General features: G+C 63.8%; 17 protein-coding genes and 1 riboswitch. Of the genes, 8 read left to right on the forward strand and 9 right to left on the reverse strand.

Going from position 1 to position 23,594, the window contains the following annotated elements:
* Positions 1-68: 68 nt before the first annotated feature.
* Positions 69-1,778: an APC family permease gene (locus tag CK228_RS01995; protein WP_095771146.1), complete on the forward strand. Its 1,710-nt coding sequence runs from the start codon at positions 69-71 to the stop codon at positions 1,776-1,778.
* A 52-nt stretch (positions 1,779-1,830) separates the two neighbouring features.
* Here CK228_RS01995 and CK228_RS02000 read toward each other — a convergent pair whose 3' ends face one another.
* From CK228_RS02000 to CK228_RS02020, 5 genes are all read right to left on the reverse strand, one after another.
* Positions 1,831-3,180: an LLM class flavin-dependent oxidoreductase gene (locus CK228_RS02000; RefSeq protein WP_095786690.1), complete on the reverse strand. Its 1,350-nt coding sequence runs from the start codon at positions 3,178-3,180 to the stop codon at positions 1,831-1,833.
* A gap of 189 nt (positions 3,181-3,369) precedes the next feature.
* Positions 3,370-6,510, reverse strand: a complete 3,141-nt coding sequence (locus CK228_RS02005) for an efflux RND transporter permease subunit (protein ID WP_095786691.1) — start codon at positions 6,508-6,510, stop codon at positions 3,370-3,372.
* A gap of 242 nt (positions 6,511-6,752) precedes the next feature.
* On the reverse strand, positions 6,753-7,895 hold the full coding sequence (locus tag CK228_RS02010; protein WP_095786692.1) for an efflux RND transporter periplasmic adaptor subunit: 1,143 nt from the start codon (positions 7,893-7,895) through the stop codon (positions 6,753-6,755).
* 48 nt (positions 7,896-7,943) lie between these two features.
* Positions 7,944-8,549, reverse strand: a complete 606-nt coding sequence (locus CK228_RS02015; RefSeq protein WP_095771150.1) for a TetR family transcriptional regulator — start codon at positions 8,547-8,549, stop codon at positions 7,944-7,946.
* Positions 8,550-8,733: 184 nt separating this feature from the next.
* On the reverse strand, positions 8,734-10,374 hold the full coding sequence (locus CK228_RS02020; protein WP_095786693.1) for an acyl-CoA synthetase: 1,641 nt from the start codon (positions 10,372-10,374) through the stop codon (positions 8,734-8,736).
* 201 nt (positions 10,375-10,575) lie between these two features.
* On the opposite strand from CK228_RS02020, the gene CK228_RS02025 reads away from it, so the two are divergent.
* Entirely contained in the window at positions 10,576-11,541 is a 966-nt protein-coding gene (locus tag CK228_RS02025) for a sugar-binding transcriptional regulator (protein ID WP_095786694.1), read from the forward strand.
* Between the two features lie 86 nt (positions 11,542-11,627).
* Entirely contained in the window at positions 11,628-13,682 is a 2,055-nt protein-coding gene (locus CK228_RS02030; protein ID WP_095786695.1) for a bifunctional aldolase/short-chain dehydrogenase, read from the forward strand.
* Between the two features lie 66 nt (positions 13,683-13,748).
* On the opposite strand, the gene CK228_RS02035 is transcribed toward CK228_RS02030, so the two are convergent.
* From CK228_RS02035 to CK228_RS02045, 3 genes are all read right to left on the reverse strand, one after another.
* Positions 13,749-14,801, reverse strand: coding sequence for a substrate-binding domain-containing protein (locus CK228_RS02035; protein WP_095786894.1), 1,053 nt, complete (start codon positions 14,799-14,801; stop codon positions 13,749-13,751).
* Positions 14,802-14,850: 49 nt separating this feature from the next.
* Positions 14,851-15,846: an ABC transporter permease gene (locus tag CK228_RS02040; RefSeq protein ID WP_095786696.1), complete on the reverse strand. Its 996-nt coding sequence runs from the start codon at positions 15,844-15,846 to the stop codon at positions 14,851-14,853.
* 81 nt (positions 15,847-15,927) lie between these two features.
* Complete coding sequence (locus tag CK228_RS02045) at positions 15,928-17,439, reverse strand: sugar ABC transporter ATP-binding protein (RefSeq protein WP_095786895.1); 1,512 nt, start codon at positions 17,437-17,439, stop codon at positions 15,928-15,930.
* 137 nt (positions 17,440-17,576) lie between these two features.
* On the opposite strand from CK228_RS02045, the gene mtnK reads away from it, so the two are divergent.
* Entirely contained in the window at positions 17,577-18,848 is a 1,272-nt protein-coding gene (mtnK, locus tag CK228_RS02050; protein WP_095786697.1) for an S-methyl-5-thioribose kinase, read from the forward strand.
* Positions 18,845-19,939: an S-methyl-5-thioribose-1-phosphate isomerase gene (mtnA, locus tag CK228_RS02055; RefSeq protein ID WP_095786698.1), complete on the forward strand. Its 1,095-nt coding sequence runs from the start codon at positions 18,845-18,847 to the stop codon at positions 19,937-19,939. Before mtnK ends, mtnA begins: the two co-directional genes overlap by 4 nt.
* A gap of 11 nt (positions 19,940-19,950) precedes the next feature.
* Here mtnA and CK228_RS02060 read toward each other — a convergent pair whose 3' ends face one another.
* Positions 19,951-20,490 carry an Lrp/AsnC family transcriptional regulator gene (locus CK228_RS02060; protein ID WP_095786699.1) on the reverse strand — a complete coding sequence of 180 codons (540 nt, stop codon included), beginning with the start codon at positions 20,488-20,490 and terminating at the stop codon, positions 19,951-19,953.
* A gap of 48 nt (positions 20,491-20,538) precedes the next feature.
* Between CK228_RS02060 and CK228_RS02065 the strand changes: the two genes are divergently transcribed.
* The 3 genes from CK228_RS02065 to CK228_RS02075 all read left to right on the forward strand — a co-directional run bounded on the left by CK228_RS02065 (position 20,539) and on the right by CK228_RS02075 (position 23,593).
* Positions 20,539-21,714: an MFS transporter gene (locus CK228_RS02065; protein WP_095786700.1), complete on the forward strand. Its 1,176-nt coding sequence runs from the start codon at positions 20,539-20,541 to the stop codon at positions 21,712-21,714.
* A gap of 100 nt (positions 21,715-21,814) precedes the next feature.
* Positions 21,815-21,959: riboswitch (FMN riboswitch) on the forward strand.
* 77 nt (positions 21,960-22,036) lie between these two features.
* Complete coding sequence (locus CK228_RS02070; protein WP_095786701.1) at positions 22,037-22,510, forward strand: 6,7-dimethyl-8-ribityllumazine synthase; 474 nt, start codon at positions 22,037-22,039, stop codon at positions 22,508-22,510.
* Between the two features lie 75 nt (positions 22,511-22,585).
* On the forward strand, positions 22,586-23,593 hold the full coding sequence (locus CK228_RS02075; RefSeq protein WP_095786896.1) for a dihydroxyacetone kinase subunit DhaK: 1,008 nt from the start codon (positions 22,586-22,588) through the stop codon (positions 23,591-23,593).
* Position 23,594: the final 1 nt, after the last annotated feature.

The raw sequence follows: 23,594 nt of genomic DNA on the forward strand, positions 1-23,594 counted from the left end.
GGGGAGCAAGCTTCGCAAAGCCGAGGCATCGCTGGCGGGGAACACGAGAAAAAGGGGAAGTCACTGACATGAGCACCATAAGCACGGCCCTCGAGCAGCCTGCCGAAAGCAAGCTGCTCAGGCATATCGACTGGCGCGGCGCCTTCTGGGTGGCGAGCGGCGTTCCGGCACTGGTCCTGTTTTCGATCGGCGGCATCGCCGGCACGACCGGGACGCTGGCCTTCCTGATCTGGACGGTGTCCATGATCATGGGCTTCCTGCAATCCTTCACCTATGCCGAGATCGCCGGCCTGTTCCCAAACAAGTCTGGCGGCGCTTCTATCTACGGCGCCACCGCCTGGCTGCGCTATTCCAAGTTCATCGCGCCGCTGTCGGTGTGGTGCAACTGGTTCGCCTGGTCGCCGGTGCTGTCTCTCGGCTGCTCGATCGCCGCCGCCTATATCCTCAACGCGCTGGCGCCGGTGCCGCTGTTCACCGAGACCTCGCCTGATGTCGTCGCCTATATAGCGGCGCATGCCGGAACAGCGCCCGCGGACGCCATCACGGCGGTGACCGCGGCCGCGACACCGGCGATCCGCAACTGGACGCTGTACAGCCACACGCTGGGTCCGGTCTCCTTCACGCTCAACGCCACCTTCTTCATCGGCGCGGTGCTGATGCTGATCATCTTCTCGATCCAGCATCGCGGCATCCTCGGCACGGCCAATGTGCAGAAATATATTGGCCTGCTGGTCATCATCCCGATGCTGATCGTCGGCGTCGTGCCGATCTTCACCGGACAGATCAACTGGGCCAATTTCTCGCCGCTGGTGCCGCTGGCGGCCGCCTATGCGCCGGACCCGGGCGCCTGGAACATCGCCGGCTGGACGCTGGTGCTCGGTGGCATGTTCATCGCCGCCTGGTCGACCTACGGTTTTGAAACCGCCGTCTGCTACACCTCCGAGTTCAAGAACCCCGGCACCGACACGTTCAAGGCCATCTTCTATTCCGGCCTGCTCTGCATGCTTCTGTTCATCCTGGTGCCCTTCACCTTCCAGGGTGTGCTGGGCTTGAACGGCATGCTGGCGACACCGATCGTCGACGGCTCGGGTGTGGCGGATGCGCTGGCCGGCATGGTCGGCGGCGGCAAGATTATCCACAGCCTGCTGGTGATGCTGATGATCCTGGCGCTGGTGCTGTGCATCATGACGGCGATGGCCGGCTCCTCGCGCACACTCTACCAGGGCTCGGTCGACGGCTGGCTGCCGCGCTATCTCAGCCACGTCAACGAACATGGCGCGCCGACGCGCGCGATGTGGACCGACCTCTGCTTCAACCTGATCGTGCTGGCCATCGCCTCGGCCGACGCGACGAGCTTCTTCTTCATCCTCGCCGTTTCGAATTGCGGCTACATCATCTTCAACTTCCTCAACCTCAATGCCGGCTGGATCCATCGCATCGACAACGGCCATATCGCGCGGCCGTGGAAAGCGCCGACCTGGCTTCTCGGGATCGGGGCGATCTTCGCCTATGTCAACGCGATCTTCATGGGCGCCGGCGCCAAGGTATGGAACCCGATGGCGCTGTGGGCCGGGCTGATCACCGCGGCACTGATTATCCCAGTGTTCTGCTACCGCCACTACATCCAGGACAAGGGCAAATTCCCCGACCACATGCTGGCCGATCTCGGCATGACGGGAGCTGACCTCGCGGTTAAGAAAGCGGGCATGCTGCCCTATCTGACGCTGATCGCCGGTGTGGCGGTGATGCTGATCGCAAACTGGGTATTCGTCATCTGACAGGCCGACTTATGAAGCATCGGGCGCGCTTCGGCGCGCCCGATGCTTTTCGTCAACCGGCCTTGCGGATCGTCGTCTTCTCGAAGAACCGGTTGGGCGGCCGCTTCAGGCCGAGATTCTCGCGCAGCGTGGAGCCCTCATACTGCCGCCTGAAGATGCCGCGCCGCTGCAGCTCGGGCACCACCTTCTCGACGAAATCGTCGAGCCCGGCGGGCAGATAGGGAAACATGATGTTGAAGCCGTCCGATCCCTCGGTGACCAGCCATTCCTCCATCTCGTCGGCAATGGTTTGCGGCGTGCCGACGAAGGCGAGCCCGGAATAACCGCCCAGCCGCTGGGCAAGCTGGCGAATGGTCAGGTTTTCGTTCCGGGCAAGCTCGATGACGCGCTCGCGGCTGCTCTTCGAGGCATTGGTCTCGGGTATGTCCGGCAGCGTTGCATCGGGATCAAAGGCCGACGCGTCATGCCCAAGCGCGATCGACAGTGAGGCAATGCCGCTCTCGTAATAGACCAGGCTGTCGAGCTTCGCCCGCTTGGCCCGCGCATCCTCGACGCTGTCGCCGACGATGACGAATGCGCCAGGCAGGATCTTGATGTCGTCGCGGGAGCGGCCGAACTTCTGTGCCCTGCCCTTGACGTCGGCAAAAAAGCGCTGCCCGGCGGCAAGATCGCCATGGGCGGCGAAAATCACCTCGGCCGTCTCGGCGGCCAGTTGCCGCCCGGCTTCCGAGGCGCCGGCCTGGACGATGACCGGCCAGCCCTGCACCGGCCGCGCAATGTTGAGCGGGCCACGCACGGAGAGGTGTTCGCTCTTATGGTCCAGCACGTGCAATTTGGCGGGATCGAAATAGAGCCCGCTTTCGGCGTCGCGGATGAAGGCGTCGTCGGCAAAACTGTCCCACAGGCCGGTCACGACATCGTAGAATTCCCGCGCCCGGTGATAGCGCTCGTCATGCTCGACATGTTCGTCCAGCCCGAAGTTGAGCGCCGCATCGGGGTTGGACGTGGTGACGATGTTCCAGCCGGCGCGTCCGCCGCTGATATGGTCGAGCGACGCGAAGCGCCTAGCAATGTGATAGGGCGCGTCGAAGGTCGTCGACGCAGTGGCGACCAGCCCGATGTGATCGGTGACGGCGGCCAGCGCCGACAGCAGCGTGAACGGCTCGAACGAGGTCACGGTGTGGCTGCGGCGCAGCGCCTCGATCGGCATGTTGAGCACGGCCAGATGGTCGGCCATGAAGAAGGCGTCGAACTTCGCCGCCTCCAGCGTCTGGGCGAAGCGCTTCAGATGCGCGAAGTTGAAATTGGCGTCAGGATAGGCGCCGGGGTAGCGCCAGGCGCCGGTGTGCAAGCTGACCGGGCGCATGAAGGCGCCAAGCCGCAGTTGCCGTTTTTCTGCCATGGGAAGACATCCTGATGAGGACGAGCGTTGCCGCTCCGGTGTCGCTCAACATGGAACCGCATTGCGGCCCTGGGAAGGAATTCTGTTTTGCAAAATCGGCAGCGGGGAGCATTTTCATCGGTGCGACGGACCAGCCGTCACACCGCATCATCCGGCATAGCTGACGGCGGATGATGCGATGAAACCTCCTTATTCCGCGGCCAGGGCCAGTTGCGGCCGCTCGGTCGCCAACTCTGGCTCGGGCGCCTGCTCATTGTTCACCACCTTCTTCGGCTCGCGGCCAAAGAACAGGGCGTAGCCAGCCGGCAGCACAAGGATGGTCAGCACGGTGGCAACCACGATGCCGCCCATCATGGCGTAGGCGAGCGGCCCCCAGAACACGGCGCGCGAGATCGGGATGAGCGCCAGCACCGCCGTCATCGCCGTCAGCACGATCGGCCGGAAACGACGCACGGCCGAGCCGATGATGGCCTCCGAACGTTCCATGCCTCTGGCGATGTCCTGGTCGATCTGGTCGACCAGGATGATCGAGTTGCGCATGATGATGCCGAGCAGCGCGATGACGCCGAGAATGGCGACGAAGCCGAACGGCGCGCCGCTGATCAAAAGCGCGGCGGCAGCCCCGATGATGCCGAGCGGACCGGTGGCCAGCACCAGCATCGCCTTGCCGAAGTTCTGCAGCTGGATCATCAGGAGCACGACGATGATGGCCAGCATGACCGGCGCCTTGGCGGCGATCGACGCCTGGCTTTCGGCCGAATCCTCGGCACCGCCCTGGATCTCGATCTTGTAGCCGGGCGCCAGGCCGTCGCGCAGGCCCTGCATGTCCTTGTACATCTTGGTGACGACGTCGTTGGACTGCACGCCATCGGGAAGCGTTGCACGCACGCTGATCGTCGGCAGGCGGTCGCGGCGCCACTCGATGCCTTGCTCCAGCACCGGCACCACCTTGGCCACCTGCGACAGCGGCACGAAACCGCCGAAATCGGTCGGGATGTAGACCGAATCGACCGAGGACAGCAGGCTGCGGCTGGCATCCGGCTCGCGGGCAACGATGGAGACCGTCTCCTCGCCGTCGCGGAAGTCGTCGAGCGGCGCACCGGCCATGGTCGCCTGCAGCATCTGGCGGATGCGCTGCGAGGTAACGCCGAGCGCCCGGGCACGATCCTGGTCGATGACCAGCTTCATTGCCGGCACCGGCTCGAGCCAATCGTCATGCACCGCGCCCAGCAGCGGATCCTCGCGGAATTTCGCCTTCACCTGGTCGGCGATGCGGCGCACCTCCTGGCGATCGGGACCCATGACGCGCATCTGCACCGGCCAGCCGGTCGGCGGTCCGAGGAACAGGCGATCGACCTTGGCGCGGATCGAGGGGAAATCCTCGGCCAGAACCGTGCGCAGCTTGACGATCAGCCGCTCGCGCGCAGGCTCGTCATTGGCCATGACAAGCATCTGGGCGAAGTTCGGGTTGCGCAGCTGCTGGTCGAGCGGCAGGAAGAAGCGCGGCGCGCCCTCGCCGATATAGGTGGCGATGAAGCGCTTGTCCTTGTCGTCCATCATCTTGGCTTCCAGCGCCTTGGCCTGCGTCTCGACCTCCTTGATGCTGGTGCCTTCCGGCAGCCAGAGGTCGACGAGGATTTCCGGCCGCGACGATTGCGGGAAGAAGTTCTGCGGGATGAACTGGAACGCCCACAGGCTGGTGCCGAAAGTCACCAGCGTCATGACGAGAACGATGATGCGGTGGCGCACGGCCCAGCCGACGGTCGAGCGCAGCCGGCGGTAGAAGCGCGTGTCGAAGACATCGTGATGGCTGCCGGCATGCTTGCGCTGCTTGAGGATCATGTTGCCGAGCCACGGCGTGAAATAGACCGCGACGAACCACGAGACGATCAGCGCGATGCCGACGACATAAAACAGCGTGCGCACATATTCGCCAGCCGTGGAAGCGGCGAAGCCGACCGGGATGAAGCCGGCGGTGGTGATGAGCGTGCCGGTCAGCATCGGGAAAGCGGTCGATGTATAGGCGAAGCTAGCCGCCTCGATCTTGACCAGCCCCTCCTCAAGCTTGCGCTCCATCATCTCGACGACGATCATGGCGTCGTCGACGAGCAGGCCGAGCGCGATGATCAGGGCGCCCAGCGAAATGCGCTGCAGGTCGATGCCGAGCTCGTACATGATGGCGAAGGTAGCGGCCAGAACCAGCGGGATGGCGATGGCGATGACCAGCCCTGAACGCCAGCCGATCGACAGGAACGAGACGACAAGCACGATCAGCAGCGCCTCGCCGAGCGCATGCATGAATTCGGCCACTGCATCGGTGACGACGCCCGGCTGGTCGGAAATCTGGTCGACCGACACGCCATAAGGCAGCGCTTCTTCAAAGCGCTTGTAGGTCGCCTCGACGTCCTTGCCGACATCGGTGACCTTGAAACCCTTCGCCATGACGACACCAAGCTGCACGCTGTCATGACCGTTGAAGCGGTATTTGCGCTGGAAGGGATCCTCGAGCCCGGAGGTCACGGTGGCGATGTCGCCGAGACGGGTTACCTGCCCACCGGCACGCAGGCGCAATTCCCTGATGTCGGCGGCCTTGGTGACGTCGCCTTCGACGGAGATGCGCACCGAATTGACGCCGGTGTCGACGGCACCGGCCGGATCGACATTGTTCTGGCCCTTGATGGCGTTCTGCAGGTCGGTCAGCGTCAGGCCGCGCTCGGCCAGCGCCTTGGACGAGACATCGATATAGAGCTTTTCCGGCTGGTCGCCGATGATGACGGCCTTCTCGACGCCTGGCGTGGTCAACAGCATGTCGCGCGCCTGGATGGCGAACTTCTTCAACTCTGGATAGGAGAAGCCGTCACCGCTGATCGAATGCAGGGTGATGAAGGTGTCGCCGAACTCGTCGTTGAAATAGGGGCCGAGCAGGCCTTGCGGCAGGTCGCCGGAAATGTCGCCGACCTTCTTGCGCACCTGATAGAAGGCGTCCGTCACCTCGGCGGCGTTGGTGTCGCCCTTGATCTGCACGGTGATGATGGCGCTGCCGGCGCGCGTGAAGGAGCGCACGAAGTCGAGATGCGGCGTTTCCTGCAGCTTGCGCTCGATCTTGTTGACGACCTGGTCCTCCATCTCCTGGATAGAGGAACCCGGCCAGATCGCCTGGACGACCATCACCCGGAAGGTGAAATCGGGGTCTTCCTTCTGGCCCATGCGCATCAGGCCGAGCGCACCGGCGATGATGATCAGCCCGAACAGGAAGCGCGCGATGGAGGGATGACCGATGGCCCAGCGCGACAGGTTGAAGGGCCGCTTTTCTTCAGTGGAGGTCGTCATCGTTGCAGGTCCACTTTGCTTGTTTGCCGGCGCCTGGCGCTTCGAAGAAGCAGGGCGCGCGAAACGAAATCATCCGTGTTCAATCTGGCTTCCGGGCGGCGAGGCTTTCCGAGCGGAGAGACACTCATCGCGGTGGGACGCTAGGTCGATGCGGGGGTACATCGGCCGTGACGTCTCAACCTTCGGGCGCACGCCGCCCGGAAACCTGCGGCCGCGGCAACGCGCGGCCGACCTATCTGTCCTCAGCGCAGCCGGCTGGCGTCGTCGCCCTCGGCGGACGCGGATTGCTGCGCCACGCCGCCGGCGAGCTTGACCTTCAGATTCTCGGTCATGAACTGGGTGCCGGCGGCGACCACGACATCGCCGGGTTTCAATCCTTCGGCCACACGCACGCCATCGGCGGCGAACTTGGCAACCTTCACCGGACGGGCATGAACGGTGTCGGCGTCACGATCGACGGTCCAGACGATCGACTGGCTGTCTTTCTCCGCCAACGCGCTCAAGGGGATCGAAACCAGCTGCTTTTCGTTGGCGGCCGAGGCCTCGATATTGGCGGTCATGCCGAGAAGCACACGTGGATCATTGGGCAGGCTGACACGGACGGCGAAAGTGCGCGACTGTGGATCTGCGCTGCCGGCAACCTCGCGGACCTTGCCGTCGAGCGCCAGCGCGCTGTCGGACCAGAACCCGGCCTTGACCGACTTGCCTGGCTTGAACTCGGCGATCTCCATTTCCGGCACCGCGATCAGAACTTCCTTTTCGCCGTCGACCGCGACAGTGACCACAGGCGTGCCGGAGCCGACCACCTGGCCGACATCGGCGTTGACAGCCGTGACGATGCCGTCCCTGTCGGCCTTGAGGTCGGTATAGCCGACCTGGTTCTTGGCCTGGTCGAGCGAGGAACGGGCGGAGTCGCGCGTGGCGACCGCCTGGTCATGGGTCAGCGTCGCCTGTTCGAGCTGCGATTTCGGCGCGAAGTTTTTGGCGAAAAGCTGCTCGGCGCGCTTGCGCGCAAGCTCTGTCGTCTCGACCTGCCGTTCGGCGGCATCGAGCGCTGCCTGCGCGCTCTTGACCGACAGATCGTAGTCGGTGGGATCGATGCGGGCGAGCACATCGCCCGGCACCACATGCTGGCCGATGTCGACCAGACGTTCGGTGATCTTGCCGTTGACGCGGAAAGCCAGGGCGCTTTCGGTGCGGGCCCGCACCGACCCCGAATAGGAGAGCGTGCGGGAGTCATGCGCCTGGGCGATCTCGACGACCTTGACCGGGCGGATGATCTCCTTGACCTCGGCCTTCTCCTGGCTGCAGCCGGCAAGCGCGAGCGCCGCGACTACCAGGCCCGCGACCGGCAACCCGCGGATGATGGAATGGGACAAGGACATAGTAATACTCCCGACTGGAGGCGGACTGCCGACACCGGCGACCGGCGGCTATTTCAAGGCTCTGATGGCGTAGTCGATAAGTTCGTCGGGCATTGCCCGGTTGGTCTTGGCAAGGCACTGCGCCACCATCTGCGGGTGGCAAAGGATGATTGTAGCGGCGCCGAAGCAGCGTGACGCGGTCACCGGGTCCTGCTTGGCGAACTCGCCGGCCTCGATACCCTCGCGGATCACTTCCGCGAAGAGATCGTGGATGCTGTCGACGTGCTTGTCGATGACGCCCCAATCGCGCTCAAGCGCGACGATGACCATCTCATGGACCTTCTGCGCATCGAGCATGGTCTCCAGCGTCATCTTGTATTGCGCATGGATGTAGCGACGAAGCCGCTCCTCGGCGCCGATCGGCAGGTGCATGATCTCGTAAGCCATCTTGTAGCTGGCGCCGAGCATCCGGCCGCACACCGCCTGGTGGATTTCGACCTTGGAGGCAAAGAAACGGTAGATGTTGGCCGGCGACATGCCGAGCTCGCGGGCAATGTCGGCTACATTGGTCTTGCCGTAGCCATAGTGCCGGAACAGGCGCTCGGCGCAGTCGAGAATGCGGGTCACATTCTCCTGTCTGGCGGTATCGACCATGATGTTGGCGGCTTCGGACATGGTTCTTTCGTTTGACAAGTGACGAATTTCAATTTTCGTCAGTCGTAAATTGAAGGAGGTGGGATGTCAACGCGAAATCGACGTACGCGTTCAAGATCGTGACAGATGGTGACATCCAACAGACGTCACCAAGCGGCCCAAGGATGCGGGCAACTCGAAATATTTTTTGAGAGGCAGTCGCTTTTCAGGCGAGTTTGGCCATTTCCCGGAGCCGGAATTTCTGGATCTTGCCGGTCGAGGTCTTTGGAATCTCGGCGAAAATCACGGCTTTCGGCACTTTGAAGCGGGCAAGCAGCGCACGGCAGTGCTCAATGATCTCGGCCTCGCTCGCCGTCTTGCCGGGCTTCAGCTCGACATAGGCGACCGGCACCTCGCCCCATTTGTCGTCATGGCGCGCCACAACGCCGCAGGAGGCGACGGACGGGTGCTTGTAGAGCGCATCCTCGACCTCGATCGAGGAAATGTTCTCGCCGCCCGAGATGATGATGTCCTTGGAGCGGTCCTTGAGCTGGATGTAGCCATCGGGATGCATGACGCCGAGATCGCCGGAATGGAACCAGCCGCCGGCGAAGGATTCGTCGCTGGCCTTGCGGTTCTTGAGATAGCCCTTCATGACGATGTTGCCACGGAACATGACCTCGCCGATGGTCTCGCCGTCGGCCGGCGTCGCCTGCATCGTTTCGGGGTCCATGACGGTCAGGCCTTCGAGCGCGGCGTAGCGCACGCCCTGCCTTGCCTTCTTGGCGCTGCGCTCGCCCTTTGCGAGATCGTCCCATTCGCCGTGCCATTCGTTGACCACGGCCGGGCCATAGGTCTCGGTCAGGCCATAGAGATGGGTGACGGCAAAGCCGGCATCGGCCATCCCCGACAGCACGGCTTCCGGCGGCGGCGCGGCCGCGGTGTTGAAGGTCACCGTCTGCGCGAACGTGCGCTTGTCCTCATCCCGGGCGTTGATCAGCACCGACATGACGACCGGCGCGCCGCAGAGATGGGTGACGCCGTGATCGGCGATGGCGTCGTAGATCGGCTTCGGCCGCACCCAGCGCAGGCAGACATGGGTGCCGGCCTGGACGGCCAGAGTCCACGGAAAGCACCAGCCATTGCAGTGGAACATCGGCAGCGTCCAGAGATAGACGGCGTGCTTGGCCATGCCGGCATGGATGGTGTTGGTGTAGGCCATCAGGGCGGCACCGCGATGGTGATAGACGACGCCCTTCGGATTGCCCGTCGTGCCCGAGGTGTAGTTGAGCGAGATGGCGTCCCATTCATCGTCGGGCATCGACCAGGCGAAATCCTCGTCGCCGCCGGCGACAAAATCCTCATAGTCGAGCCCGCCAATCCGTTCGCCCTTCGAATAGGGGGCGTCGGCGGCGTAGTCGGGATCGTCATAGTCGATGACCAGCGGCTTGACCTTGGCCAGATCGAGCGCCTGCCGGACGACGCCGGAGAATTCGCGGTCGACGATGAGCACCTTGGTCTCGGCATGGTCGAGCTGGAAGGCGATGACCGCGGCGTCGAGGCGGGTGTTGAGCGAATGCAGCACCGCCTTGGTCATCGGCACGCCGAAATGCACCTCCAGCATCGGCGGCGTGTTGGACAGCATCACGGTGACCGTGTCGCCCTTGCCGATGCCGCGCTTTTGCAGCGCCGATGCGAGCTTCAGCGAGCGGTGCCAGAAATCGCGGTAGCTGATGCGCTGGCGGCCGTGGATGATGGCGATGTGGTCGGGATAGGTCTTTGCCGCGCGCTCCAGATAGGTGAGCGGCGTCAGAGGCTGGTGGTTGGCCGCGTTCCTGTCCAGATCCTGTTCGTAGGAATTGCCCATCCCGTCCTCCCCAAGTCCTTTTCGAGCTTTCTAACCTTAGGGCTCTCGTCAGGCCATCCCCCTGAATGGTCGAAAATGCTATGCTGTCCGGACTTTGTAGAACGACCATCCCGGATGCGTTTTGTTTAGAGGCGATCGCACTCACGCATGCCAATTTGACTTTTGTCGAGAGCCGTGACTAATGTCAGCCGAGGAGACGGCATGGCGATCCGACCGGCAGAACAACTCATTCACAAAGCCGCCTGGCTCTACTATGCGCATGGCCTGCGGCAGGACCAGGTTGCGAGCCAGCTTAACATTTCACGTGCTTCGGTGGCCATGTATCTGCGCAAGGCGCGCGAGACCGGCATCGTCAACATCTCGACCTCGACGCAGCTGTTCACTGATGACGTGATGGCGCGCAGGCTCGAGGATGCCTTGAAGCTCGACGCGGTCTGGATCGCGCCGGAGAACGGCTATATCCCGGACCCGTCGACTGATATCGCCGTGCTGGCGGCGAGCGTCTTTCTCGAACTGGTCAAGAAGGGCGACCGCATCGGCGTCGCCTGGGGCCGCACCGTCTATACGATCGCCGACATCATGTCCTATGCCGACCTGCAGGATGTCACGGTGGTGCAGCTCTGCGGCAATCTCGGCGCGCCCTACTCCTATCGGCCCGACCAGTGCACCATGGAAATCGCGCGCCGGCTCAACGCCAAGGGGCTTAATTTCTACGCGCCGCTGGTGCTGTCGACGGAAGATCTCGCGCGCGCGTTGCGCGCCGAGCCGGTGATCCGCGAACAGCTGGCCGGCATCAGCGATTGCAATCTCGCGCTTTTCTCCGTCGGCACCGTCGATGCAGACAGCCATGTCGTCAAATGCGGCGCGCTCGACCCGGACGAAATGGCCGCGCTGCGCGGCATCGGCGCAGCCGGGGTGATTGCCGGACAGATCATCGACGCCAGGGGCGAGGCGCTCGATTGCAGCTACAACCGTCGGGTCATTTCGGCTGAACTCGGCTCGCTGCGTGCCATCGAAAAACGCTTGATGGTGGTGCAGGAGGACAGCAAGTTCGAGCCCCTGCTCGCGGCGCTCGCGGGCGAGCTTTGCACGCATCTTGTGGTCGGTGCGCATATGGCGCAACGGCTGCTCGATCATGCCGGAGCGGCACCACAAAAAGCATCCTGAAAAGGCACCCTTCGCCGACGCATTGTCATCAAGGCGTCGCGGCATTCCTGTTTCACCACCCAAGACAGCAACTGGACGAAGCGAACATGAAGAATTTGTGGAACGACGACACGGCCGAGAAACTCGTCGCCGACTATGCCAAGAAGGGCGTCGGCCGCGACCTCGCGCTGCGCGTCTACACGACGCGGCTGCTGGGCGGCGTGCCGCAGTTGGTGCTGCATGGCGGCGGCAACACGTCCTGCAAGATCAAGGCGACCGACCTCGTCGGCGATGAATGGGATGTGCTGTGCGTCAAGGGCAGCGGCTGGGACATGGCCGTCATCGAGCCGCAGGGACTGCCGGCGGTCAAGATGGGCGCCCTGCTCAAGGCGCGCGCGCTGGACAAGCTCGCGGACGAGGACATGGTGGCGCTGCAGCGGGCAAACCTCATCGATCCGTCCTCGCCCAATCCCTCGGTCGAGACGCTACTGCATGCCTTCCTGCCGCATAAATTCGTCGACCACACCCATTCGACCGCTATCCTGGCCATCGTCGACCAGGAAGGCTCGAAGCCGCTGGTAAAGACGGTCTTCGGCGAGAAGATGGGCTACGTGCCCTACATCATGCCGGGCTTCGACCTTGCCAAGGCGGCGGCCGACGTCTTCGATGCCGACCCGACGGTGGAAGGACTGATCCTCGACAAGCACGGCATCTTCACCTTTGGTAACGATGCCAAACAGGCCTATGACCGGATGATCCACTATGTGAACGTCGCCGAGGAGTACGTCGCCAGGAACGCCAAGCCGAAGGCTGCCAAGGCGGCGTTGCCGGCAAGGCTCGCGACGCCGGCGTCCATCGCGCCGATGCTGCGCGGCGCCGTTGCGGTGGCGCGCGGCGAAGGCCGCTTCGACCGCATGATCTCTGACTTCCGCACCTCCGACGCGATCGTCGATTTCATCAATTCGGCCGCCATCGCCGACTATGCCGGACGCGGCGTGTCGACACCGGATCTGTCGATCCGCATCAAGACCGGGCCGATGGCGGTGCCGGCGCCCGATGCCGACAAGGTCGGCGACTACAAGGCCGTCATCAAGAGCCATGTCGACGCCTTCGCCAAGGAGTACCGGGCCTATTTCGAGACCAATGACGCACTCGACGACGTCAAGCGCACCATGCTCGACCCGATGCCGCGGCTGACGCTGGTGCCGGGGCTCGGCATGTTCGGCCACGGCCGCACGCTAAAGGATGCCAGGATCGCCTCCGATGTCGGCGAGATGTGGATCGAGGCGGTGCGCGGCGCCGAAGCCGTCGGCCGTTTCCATCCGCTGTCCAAGGCCGATTTGTTCCCGCTCGAATACTGGTCGCTCGAACAGGCCAAGCTTGCCTCCAACAAGCCGAAGCCGCTGACCGGCCAGGTGGTGCTGATCACCGGCGGCGCCGGCGCGATCGGCGCCGCGACGGCAAAGCTGTTCGCCGATAATGGCGCCCATGCCGTCGTCGTCGATCTCGATGCCGAGAAGGCCGCCGATGCCGCCAAGAAAGCCGGCAACAATTCGATCGGCGTCGCCGCCGACATCACCGACCCGGCCCAGGTGCGCGCGGCCTTCGACAGAGCGGTCGCCGTCTTCGGCGGCGTCGACATCCTTGTCTCCAACGCGGGCGCGGCCTGGGAAGGCCGGATCGGCGAGCTCGACGATGCGCTGCTGCGCAAGAGCTTCGAGCTCAACTTCTTCGCCCACCAGTCGGTGGCGCAGAACGCCGTGCGCATCATGCTGGAACAGGGCACCGGCGGTGTGCTGTTGTTCAACACCTCTAAGCAGGCGGTCAATCCCGGTCCGAAATTCGGCGCCTATGGCGTGCCGAAGGCGGCGACTTTGTTCCTGTCCAGGCAATATGCGCTCGACTACGGCGCCCATGGCATCCGCTCGAACGCCGTCAACGCCGACCGCATCCGCTCCGGCCTTTTGACCGACGCCATGATCGCCAGCCGCTCCGGCGCGCGCGGCGTATCGGAAAAGGAATACATGTCCGGCAATCTGCTTGGCCAGGAAGTGACGGCGCAGGATGTGGCGCAGGCCTTCCTGCATCACGCGCTGGCCGAACGCACCACCGCCGACGTGACGACGGTGGATGGGGGCAACATCGCGGCGGCGCTGCGGTAGGGTTTCCGGCAGATAACAAAAAGGGCGGCTCGCAGGCCGCCCTTTTCATATGTGCTACGACGACCCCTACTTCGCGTTCGGGTTCGGCATCCAGGCCGGCATAGCGACATCTGCATGGGCGAACTGCGGCAGCTTGGCCGACAGGTCTTCCATGTTCTTGATGTCCTTGTCGATCAGCTCTTTCTGGGTGATCAGCGTCGGCGGCACGATGACGTTGTGGCCAGGGTCTTCACCGGCGAGCAGCTGCGCCAGCGCGCGCACCGAGACTTGGCCGACGACGGCTGGGTTGGTGGCGGCGGTCGCCGCCCAGGCGCTGTCGGGCTCGCGCATCGCCGATATGTCCGATGTCGAGATATCGGCCGAATAGATCTTGATGCCCTTGTTCAGGCCGGCTTCGTCGACGGCGATCTTCACGCCCTTGGCGAACTCGTCATAGGGGGCGAACATCACCTTGATGTCGGGATGAGCCGACAGCACCGAACGCGCCTGGTTGGCGACCGAGTTGGCGATCGGGTTGTCGAGCGTGCCGAACATCGCGACTTCCTTGACGCCCGCATATTTCTTCTTGACGTCGACCCAGGTCTCGTTGCGGCGGTCGAGCGGCGCGATACCGGCGACGTAGACATAGCCGGCATTCCAGCTCTCGCCATTGTCCTTCACCGCCTGTTCGAGCGCGAGGCGGGCAAGGTCTTTGTCCGACTGCTCGATCTGCGGGATCTTCGGGTTTTCGACATTGACGTCGAAGGCCACGACCTTGATGCCGGCGTCGACCGCGCGCTGGGCCGCATCCTTCATCGATTCCGTCAGGCCGTGCTGGATGATGATGCCCTGCACGCCGAGCGCGATGGCCTGGTCGACCATGTCGGACTGAAGGGCGGCATCCTGGCGACTGTCGAGCACGCGCAGGTCGATGCCGAGCGCCTTGGACTGCGCCTCGACGCCCGAGAGATAGGCCTGGAAGAAGTCACCGGTCGAGAGATAGCGCACCAGCGCGATCTTGACGCCGGGCTTGTCGAACGGGGCCGGCTTGTCCGCGGCAAAAGCTGGGACCTGCATCAGCATGGTTGCGCCGGCCAGCCCGAGCGCCACCTTCCCCAGAAGTCTTCTCGTGATGTTCACTTTGTTTTCCTCCACTCTTGTTGAACCCAAAAATCCTGTCCGGTCGAGACTACCCCCTGCCCCTGCCCGAAAGGGCAAAGGTGAAGACAAGGGCGACGACCAGAACCACGCCCTTGACGAAATCCTGCGTGTAGTAAGGCGCGTTCATCATCGTCAGGCCTTGCAGCAAGATGCCGACGAACAGCGCACCGACGGCGGTGCCGAAGGCGTTCGGCTTGGCGGCACCGAGCACCGCGTAGCCGATCAGCGCCGCGGCAACCGCATCGAGCAGCAGATTATTACCCGAGGCGATGTCGCCGCGTCCAAGCCGTGCGGCGAGCAAAATGCCGCCGATCGAGGCAAAAACTCCTGAAATAACGTAGGCCCAGATCTTGTATGCCTTGACAGGCGCACCAGCGAGTTCGGCCGCGCGCTCATTGGAGCCGACCGCATACATCATGCGGCCGAAGCGGGTGTATTCCAGGAAGAACCAGATCAGCACGGCCAGCACCAGCAGCACCACCACCGACACCGGAATGAGGTTCGGGATAAAGAAGTCGAAGCGGTGGCGGCCGAGCGCCAGGAAGGCGTCGCCGAATCTGCCATTGGCGACCGAACCGTCCGGCATGGTCATGCCGGTGGCGATCGAGCGGCCTTCGGTCGGGATGCGCTGCAGGCCGACGAGCAGGAACATCATGCCGAGCGTCGCCAAGAGATCGGGCACGCGCATATAGACGATCAGCCAGCCATTGATCAGGCCGACAATGGCGCCGATCAGCAGGCAGACGACGACCGCCACGACAGCGTTCTGCTCGAGCACCACCATGACATAGGCAGCCGCCATCATGGCCGATGTGGCGACCGAACCGATCGACAGGTCGAAGCCGCCGACGACCAGCGTGGCGGTGACGCCGAGCGCCAGCACGCCGGTGATGGCCACCGACTGGAAGATGAAGACGGCACTTTGCGGCGAGACGAACCCGTCGGCGGCGATCGCGAAATAGGCGACCAGCCCGAACAAGAGGACGATGAACCCATAGCGGATGGCGTAATCGCGCAGCGTCATTCAGCCCACCCGCGCGACGCAGCCATTCTTATCCAACTCGGACCCATAGTCTCTCCATTCCAATTCCACCCGCCGCGCGGCTTAGGCGGCGCTATGCAGCGGCCCGCCGGCGACCTCGGCCAGCAGGCGATCGAGATCGACCTCGGCGTTGCGGTGTTCACCGACGATCGTGTGTTCCGACATCACCAGGATGCGGTCGGCCGTCTCCAGCGCCTCGTCGAGTTCGGTGACGAACAACAGCGTCGCGCGGCCATTGGCGCTTGCCCTCAGTTTGGCGGCGATGTCGCGCCTGGCCGAGATGTCGACGCCCTGAAAGGGCTCGTCGAGGATGAACAGCGCGGCATTCTGCGCCATCCAGCGGGCGACCATGACCTTCTGCTGGTTGCCGCCGGACAATGCCGACATCTCGTCCTTCTCGGAGCGGCAGACGATGCTGAGTTCCTCGATCTGCCGGCGCGCGGTGGCGCGTTCGAGGCGGCGCTTGAGCACACCAAGATTCGACATGCGCTTGAGGAACGGCAGGCTGACATTGCGCTCGATGTTGAAGCCGCCGACGATGCCGCTGGTCGCGCGATCCTTGGCGACGAGGAACGCGCCGGCCGCGATCGCGTCACCCGCCGATCGCGGCGCATAGGGCTTGCCGTTCATCGTCATGGTGCCGGCCAGCGGCTTGCGCACGCCGAACAGCGTCTCGGCAAGCGCGGTCTTGCCGACGCCGACGAGGCCGGTGATGGCAACGACCTCGCCATCGCCAAGCGTCAGCGAAATCGGCCTGGCCCCATGCCCGATGCGCAGGCCTTCGACCGTCAGGACCGGTTTGGCGGAACTCCTGGTAACGATCTGGTCGAGATGGATCTTGCGGCCGAGCATGGCATTGACCGCGCCTTCATAGTCGAGCGGCGTGGTGTCAAAGACACCCGAAATAATGCCGTCACGCATCGAGACGATGCGATCGGCAAGCCGCCTGATGTCGGACATGCGGTGCGAGATATAGAGGATCGCCACGCCTTGCTCGCGCAGCCTGTCGACCAGCGCGAACAGCCGGTCGGCCTCGGCGCTGGAGAGCGAGGACGTCGGCTCGTCGAGGATCAGCACCTTCGGCTGATGTGCCAAGGCGCGCGCGATCGCCACCATCTGGCGATCGGCCAGCGAAAGGTCGTTGACGCGGGCCTTGAGATCGATGGCCAACCCCATGCGGTCGGCGACGGCCTTGGCCTCGCGGCGCACGCGGGTCGGATTGAACAGCGTCGGCACGCCCCTGCCGCTCAACCTGTCGAGTGTGAGGTTTGTGGCGACGTCGAGGTCGGCGACCACACCGTCATTGATGTTCTGGTGCACGGTGACGACGCCGGCGCGGATCGCCTCCGCCGGCGTGTTCGGCGCAAAATCCTGGTCCGCGAGGGTCATCGTACCGCCGCCGCACTCGTAGACGCCGCTGATGATCTTGACGAGGGTGGATTTGCCGGCGCCATTGGCGCCCATCAGCACAGTGACCTCGCCGGAATGCAGCTCGAGCGAGATGCCGCCAAGCACCTCGTTGCGGCCAAAGGATTTCCTCAGTCCGTCTACACGGAACACGGCATTGCCGACCATGCGTTCCTCCCTGACCATGACGCTATGGGCTACATCGGCAATTGTCAACACGATTGACAATTGCCAGATCGCTTCCTAGCTTGGCCCCGCCGTCAAGGCTCCCTTATGATCGGAGCGCATAGGCGGGAGGGACACGAATGACCGGAAAATCACCGTTCGAAGCACTGTCGGTGGAGACGCTTGCAACGCGCCTCGGCACGAACGCGGCGCTGTGCGCCAAGATCGGCAGGGACACGACACACTGGAAAGTCCGCGAGGTCGGCGACGGCAATCTCAACCTCGTCTTCATCGTCGAGGGCGCCGGCGGCGCGGCGGTGGTCAAGCAGGCCCTGCCCTATGTCCGCCTGGTCGGCGACAGCTGGCCGCTGCCGCTGAAACGTTCCTTCTTCGAGTATCACGCGCTGACAAGGCAAGAGGCGCGCGCGCCGGGCTCGGTGCCGGCGATCTATCATTTCGATGAAGGCCAGGCGCTGATCATCATGGAGTATCTGGCGCCACCACACGTCATTCTCAGGCGTGCCCTGATCGACGGGCGCCAGCTTCCCAACATTGCCAGGGATATCGGCCTGTTCATGGCCCGCACGCTGTTTCGCGGTTCCGACCTGTCGATGGTGACCAAGGATCGCAAAGCCGATCTGGCGCTGTTCGCCGACAATGTCGAGCTCTGCGACATCACCGAGAACCTGGTGTTCTCCGATCCCTATTTCGACGCCAAGATGAATCGGCATACGCCGCAGCTCGACGGAGTCGTTGCCGAACTGCGCGCCGATCGCGACCTGAAGGTCGAGGCGCAGCGGCTGAAGCACATTTTCGCCGCCAATGCCGAGACATTGCTGCATGGCGATCTGCATTCCGGCTCGATCATGGTCACCGACACGGAGACCCGGATGATCGATCCGGAGTTCGCCTTCTACGGACCAATGGCCTTCGATGTCGGCATGCTGCTCGCCAATTTCTGGATGTCTTTCTTCTCGCAGCGTGGACATGAGGAGAAGGGCAAGCGCGATGCCATGCGCGCCTATCTGCTCGGGGTTACCGCAGAGACATGGGCGGTGTTCCGCGCCGTATTCTCGCATCTGTGGCGCACCGAGCGCACCGGCATGCTCTATCAAAAAAGCCTGTTCGAGGATCAGGGCGACAAGCTGGGTGCGGAACAGGCGCTCGACCATGTGCTGCACCAGATCTGGACCGACCTGCTCGGCTTTGCCGGCATCGAGGTGCACAGGCGTATCCTCGGCCTCGCCCACAATGCCGATTTCGAGACCATTGCCGATGAAGAGCTTCGCGCCAGTTGTGAGGCAAAAGCGCTAAAATTCGGCCGTCACATCGCCGTCAACCGGCGCCAGATACACAGCATCGACGAGGTCAACACCCTGGCCGCGCTGGTCGAACAGGAGAGCAGCATTTGAACGTCGGCGACCGCCACTACCGCACCATCTGGCTGAGCGATGACGGGCGTTCGGTCGAGATCATCGACCAGCGCTGGCTGCCGCATGATTTCCGCATCGAAACGATCGGCACGGTTGCCGGCATCGCCACCGCCATCCGCGACATGTGGGTGCGCGGCGCGCCGCTGATCGGCGTCACCGCGGCCTACGGCGTCGCCATGCAGATGGCGGATGATCCGTCCGACGCAGCGCTCGATGCCGTGTGGGAGACGCTGCACGAGACGCGCCCGACGGCGATCAATTTGCGCTGGGCGCTGGACGAGATGCGGCGCTTCCTCAAGCCGCTGCCGACGGAACAACGCGCCGCAGCCGCCTATCGTCGCGCCGCCGAGATCGCCGACGAGGATGTCGGACTGAACCGCGCCATTGGCGAGAACGGACTTGCCGTCATCCAGGCGATCGCGGCGCGCAAGCAGCCGGGCGAGACGGTCAATATCCTGACCCATTGCAATGCCGGCTGGCTGGCGACCGTCGACTACGGCACCGCCACCGCGCCGATCTATCTGGCAACCGAAGCCGGCATCCCGGTCCATGTCTATGTCGACGAAACGCGGCCGCGCAACCAGGGCGCCCAGCTTACCGCCTGGGAGATGGCCGGCCACGGCGTGCCGCACACACTGATCGTCGACAATGCCGGCGGCCATCTGATGCAGCGCGGCGCGATCGACATGGTCATCGTCGGCACCGACCGCACCACCGCCGATGGCGATGTCTGCAACAAGATCGGCACCTATCTGAAGGCGCTCGCCGCCGCCGACAATGACGTACCGTTCTATGTCGCGCTGCCCTCGCCGACCATCGACTGGACTGTGCATGACGGGCTCGAGGAGATCCCGATCGAGCAGCGCTCAGCCGACGAGGTCTCGCTTGTCTGGGGCAAGACCGACAGCGGCGAGATCGCCCAGGTGCGCATATCGCCCGAAGCGACGCCGGCCGCGAACCCGGCCTTCGACGTGACCCCTGCACGGCTTGTGACCGGGCTGATCACCGAACGCGGCATCGCCAAAGCCTCGCGCGACGGCCTGAAGGCGATGTTCCCCGAACGGGCATAGCCCGACGCCGGCTAGTACAACGGCTTGCTCATGTGCCCCGGCGTCGGCCACTTGTCGGTGATGCCGGGCTGCACCGGCCGCTCGAGATAGGTCGACAGCACCACATAACTGCGCGTCGAGGTGACGCCCGGCGTTTCGTAGAGGCGAGCAAGCAGCCCTTCCAGCGCCCTCGTATCTTCCGTGCGGACCTTCAGCAGCATGCAGGTATCGCCTGCGACGGTATGGATCTCCTCGACTTCCGGATATTGCGAAACCGCCATCAGCTCCGGGGTCTTGCCCCAGCCCCTGGTGTCGATATGCACGAAGGCGAGCAGCGGCTTCTTCACCGCCTTGGGGTCGATGATCGCTGCCGTGCCGCGAATGGCGCCGCTGCGCCGAAGACGCTTGACCCGCTCATGCGCGGCTGGCGGTGAAAGCCCGACCCGATCGCCGAGTTCGGCGTAGCTGACCGTGGCGTCGTCAACGAGAACGCTTAATATTTTTCGGTCAATTGCATCGATATCGCGGGGCGCCGGCCTGTTCTGCAGAATGCCATCTGTTTCTTCATCCATGTCGACAATCCTGATTGTCACGGAATTTAATACGGCCATTATGATGATATGTCGAACAGCAATCAAGCCACCGCCCTGGCAGCAGATGCCAGGCCGCCGATCCCGGCCCTCGCCTATCTGTTGACAGGATGCATCGCCGTGATCGGCTCGAATTCGCTGGTCCTGGGGCCTATAGCCCCGGCCGTGGCATCGTCCTTCTCATGCAGCGTCCCGACCGTGATGATCGCGGCGGCCGCCTTCGGCCTCGGCACCTCGGCGAGCGCCCTGTTCCTCGCCCGCTACATCGACCGGCTCGGCGCCCGCCGGATGCTGCAAGGGGCATTGCTGTTGCTGGCCATTGCTCTCGTCGCCAGCGCGGCCGCACCGGTACTGATCATGCTTGTCGCGGCGCAATTCATCGCCGGCATCGCCGCCGGCGTCGCCATGCCGGCGATCTATGCGAGTTCGGCGGCGATCGCGCCGCCCGGCCGCGAAAGCGGCACCATCGGCGTGGTGCTGACCGGATGGACGCTCAGCATGGTGGCCGGCGTTTCGCTCTCGGCCGTGCTTGCTGATCTCGTGCATTGGCGCGCCGTGTTCGCCGCCGTCGCGGTGCTGGCAGTGCTGGCGCTGACCAGCCTCAGCATGACGTCGCTGAGCGACATCAGGAAGAGCGGCCCGGCACCAACGCCGCTGGCGGCGCTCGGCATTCCCGGCATTGTGCCGCTTCTCATCGCCTGCGCAGCCTTCATGACCGCCTTCTACGGTGTCTATGGCTATCTCGGCGACCACCTGCACAGCGGACTGGGCAAGCCGGTGAGCGCCAATGGCTGGGCCGCGCTCGCTTACGGCATTGGCTTCGGCACGGCTGCCCTCCTCGATGGCGCGATCGATCGCCTGGGCGCCCGCCGCGTCATGCCGTTCGCCTATCTTCTTGTCGCGGCCGTCTATGTCGCCATTGCCGCGACGAGCAACAGTTTCGGCCTGACGCTCGCCATGGTGGCTATCTGGGGGCTTGCCAATCATTTCGGATTGAATGTTCTGGTGATGCGGCTGGCGGCGCTCGATCCCTCACAGCGCGGTACGATCATGGGCCTGAACAGCGCCGTGACCTATCTCGCGGTCTTTATCGGCACCACCGGCTTCGGGCCGATCTATTCCAGCTTCGGCTTTGCCGTCTGCGCGATGGTTGCGGCGCTGCTGATGCTGGTTGCAGCAGCGGCTGCGGCGTGGCGCACGCGATAGAGCGGCTCTTCACAGAATTGCGCCAGTCGACAGAACGTGATTGGCCACCGGCCTGTCGCCTGGTTGACAGCGGCACCCCTGCCCTTCCATACAGAGGCGTTAATGTTCTCAGGGCGGGGTGAAAATCCCCACCGGCGGTAATGGTTTCGGCCAAAGCCCGCGAGCGCTTTCCGGAATCGGAAAGGTCAGCAGATCCGGTGTGATTCCGGAGCCGACGGTTACAGTCCGGATGAAAGAGAACGAAACGGAAAACGGACCGCTCCGGCGGGCCGGATTGCGTATCGTGCGTCCTGATTCTGGTTCGAAACGGAAGGATGGACCCATGAATCAGCATTCCCACAAAGACTATGAAACTGTTCGCATCGCAGTCATCCGCGCGCGCTGGCATGCGGATATCGTCGATCAGTGCGTCAACGCCTTCGTGGCGGAACTGGCCGACATCGGAGGCGACCGCTTCGCCGTCGATGTCTTCGATGTGCCCGGCGCCTACGAAATCCCGCTGCACGCCAAGACCTTGGCCGAGACCGGCCGCTATGGCGCGATCCTCGGCACGGCTTTCGTCGTCAATGGCGGCATCTACAGGCATGAGTTCGTCGCCAGCGCCGTCATCGACGGCATGATGAACGTGCAGCTGTCAACCGGCATTCCGGTGCTTTCGGCGGTGTTGACGCCGCATAATTATCACGACAGCGCCGAGCACCATCGCTTCTTCTTTGAGCACTTCACCGTCAAGGGCAAGGAAGCGGCCAGGGCCTGCGTGGAAATTCTCGCCGCGCGGGAAAAGATCGCGGCATGAAGTCTTCCCGGCCGGGTGGAAATCGCGGTAACACCCGGTAGTATTTGCGAAATGCCGAGTTCGGGGAGGATGCCGGTGCAGACCAAGAAGATCATCAATGACGGCAACCGCGCCGTCGACGAAATGCTCGAAGGGATCCTCGCCGCGCATCCTCGCCACCTCAGGAGCGCGGACGGCAGCCCGCGCTCGATCATCGCCCGCGACGGGCCACGCCCCGGCAAGGTCGGGCTGGTGATCGGCGGCGGTTCCGGCCATGAGCCGACCTTTCTCGGCTTTGTCGGCAAGGGACTGGCGGATGCGGCGGCCATCGGCAATGTCTTTGCCTCGCCGCCGCCCGATCCGATCCTCGAATGCGCCAAGGCGGTCAGCGGCGGCGCCGGCGTCTTGTTCATGTATGGCAACTATGCCGGCGACGTGATGAATTTCGACATGGCGGCCGAGATGGCAGCGATGGACGACATCGAGGTGCGTACCGTGCTGACCACCGATGACGTCGCCTCGGCGCCGCGCGACCAGCGGCAGAAGCGCCGCGGCGTCGCCGGCAATTTCTTCATCTTCAAGGCGGCCGGTGCGGCCTGCGACCGGATGCTCTCCCTGGACGGGGTGGAGCGCATTGCCCGCAAGGCCAACGACCACACCTTCACCATGGGCGTGGCGCTGTCGCCCTGCTCGCTGCCGCAGACAAGGCGGCCGAATTTCGAGATCGGCGCGGACGAAATGGAGATCGGCATGGGCATCCATGGCGAACCCGGCATCGCCCGCGGCAAGCTCGGGACCGCCGACGCGATCACCGACGAGATGCTGGACAAGATTTTCGCCGAGATGGCGCCGAAGCGCGGCGACAAGGTCGCGGTGCTGGTCAATTCGCTCGGCTCGACGCCGCTGATGGAGCTCTACATCATGAACCGGCGGGTCAAGCAGCGGCTCGGCGACATCGGCGTTTCCATCCACGCGACCTGGGTCGGCAATTACTGCACGTCACTGGAAATGGCCGGCGCCTCGGTGACGCTTTTTCATCTCGACGAGGATTTGCAGACCATGCTCGACCACCCCTGCGACTGCGCCATGTTCCGTGCCGGCTGAC

This window comes from Mesorhizobium sp. WSM4312 (assembly GCF_002294875.1).
In the GTDB taxonomy this organism is placed as follows: domain Bacteria; phylum Pseudomonadota; class Alphaproteobacteria; order Rhizobiales; family Rhizobiaceae; genus Mesorhizobium.

Bases quoted from the DNA above. Each gene is read 5' to 3' on its own strand.
- CK228_RS01995 (WP_095771146.1), top strand. From the start codon at position 69: ATGAGCACCATAAGCACGGCCCTCGAGCAGCCTGCCGAAAGCAAGCTG.
- CK228_RS02000 (WP_095786690.1), bottom strand. From the start codon at position 3,180: ATGGCAGAAAAACGGCAACTGCGGCTTGGCGCCTTCATGCGCCCGGTC.
- CK228_RS02005 (WP_095786691.1), bottom strand. From the start codon at position 6,510: ATGACGACCTCCACTGAAGAAAAGCGGCCCTTCAACCTGTCGCGCTGG.
- CK228_RS02010 (WP_095786692.1), bottom strand. From the start codon at position 7,895: ATGTCCTTGTCCCATTCCATCATCCGCGGGTTGCCGGTCGCGGGCCTG.
- CK228_RS02015 (WP_095771150.1), bottom strand. From the start codon at position 8,549: ATGTCCGAAGCCGCCAACATCATGGTCGATACCGCCAGACAGGAGAAT.
- CK228_RS02020 (WP_095786693.1), bottom strand. From the start codon at position 10,374: ATGGGCAATTCCTACGAACAGGATCTGGACAGGAACGCGGCCAACCAC.
- CK228_RS02025 (WP_095786694.1), top strand. From the start codon at position 10,576: ATGGCGATCCGACCGGCAGAACAACTCATTCACAAAGCCGCCTGGCTC.
- CK228_RS02030 (WP_095786695.1), top strand. From the start codon at position 11,628: ATGAAGAATTTGTGGAACGACGACACGGCCGAGAAACTCGTCGCCGAC.
- CK228_RS02040 (WP_095786696.1), bottom strand. From the start codon at position 15,846: ATGACGCTGCGCGATTACGCCATCCGCTATGGGTTCATCGTCCTCTTG.
- CK228_RS02045 (WP_095786895.1), bottom strand. From the start codon at position 17,439: ATGGTCGGCAATGCCGTGTTCCGTGTAGACGGACTGAGGAAATCCTTT.
- mtnK (WP_095786697.1), top strand. From the start codon at position 17,577: ATGACCGGAAAATCACCGTTCGAAGCACTGTCGGTGGAGACGCTTGCA.
- CK228_RS02060 (WP_095786699.1), bottom strand. From the start codon at position 20,490: ATGGATGAAGAAACAGATGGCATTCTGCAGAACAGGCCGGCGCCCCGC.
- CK228_RS02065 (WP_095786700.1), top strand. From the start codon at position 20,539: ATGTCGAACAGCAATCAAGCCACCGCCCTGGCAGCAGATGCCAGGCCG.
- CK228_RS02070 (WP_095786701.1), top strand. From the start codon at position 22,037: ATGAATCAGCATTCCCACAAAGACTATGAAACTGTTCGCATCGCAGTC.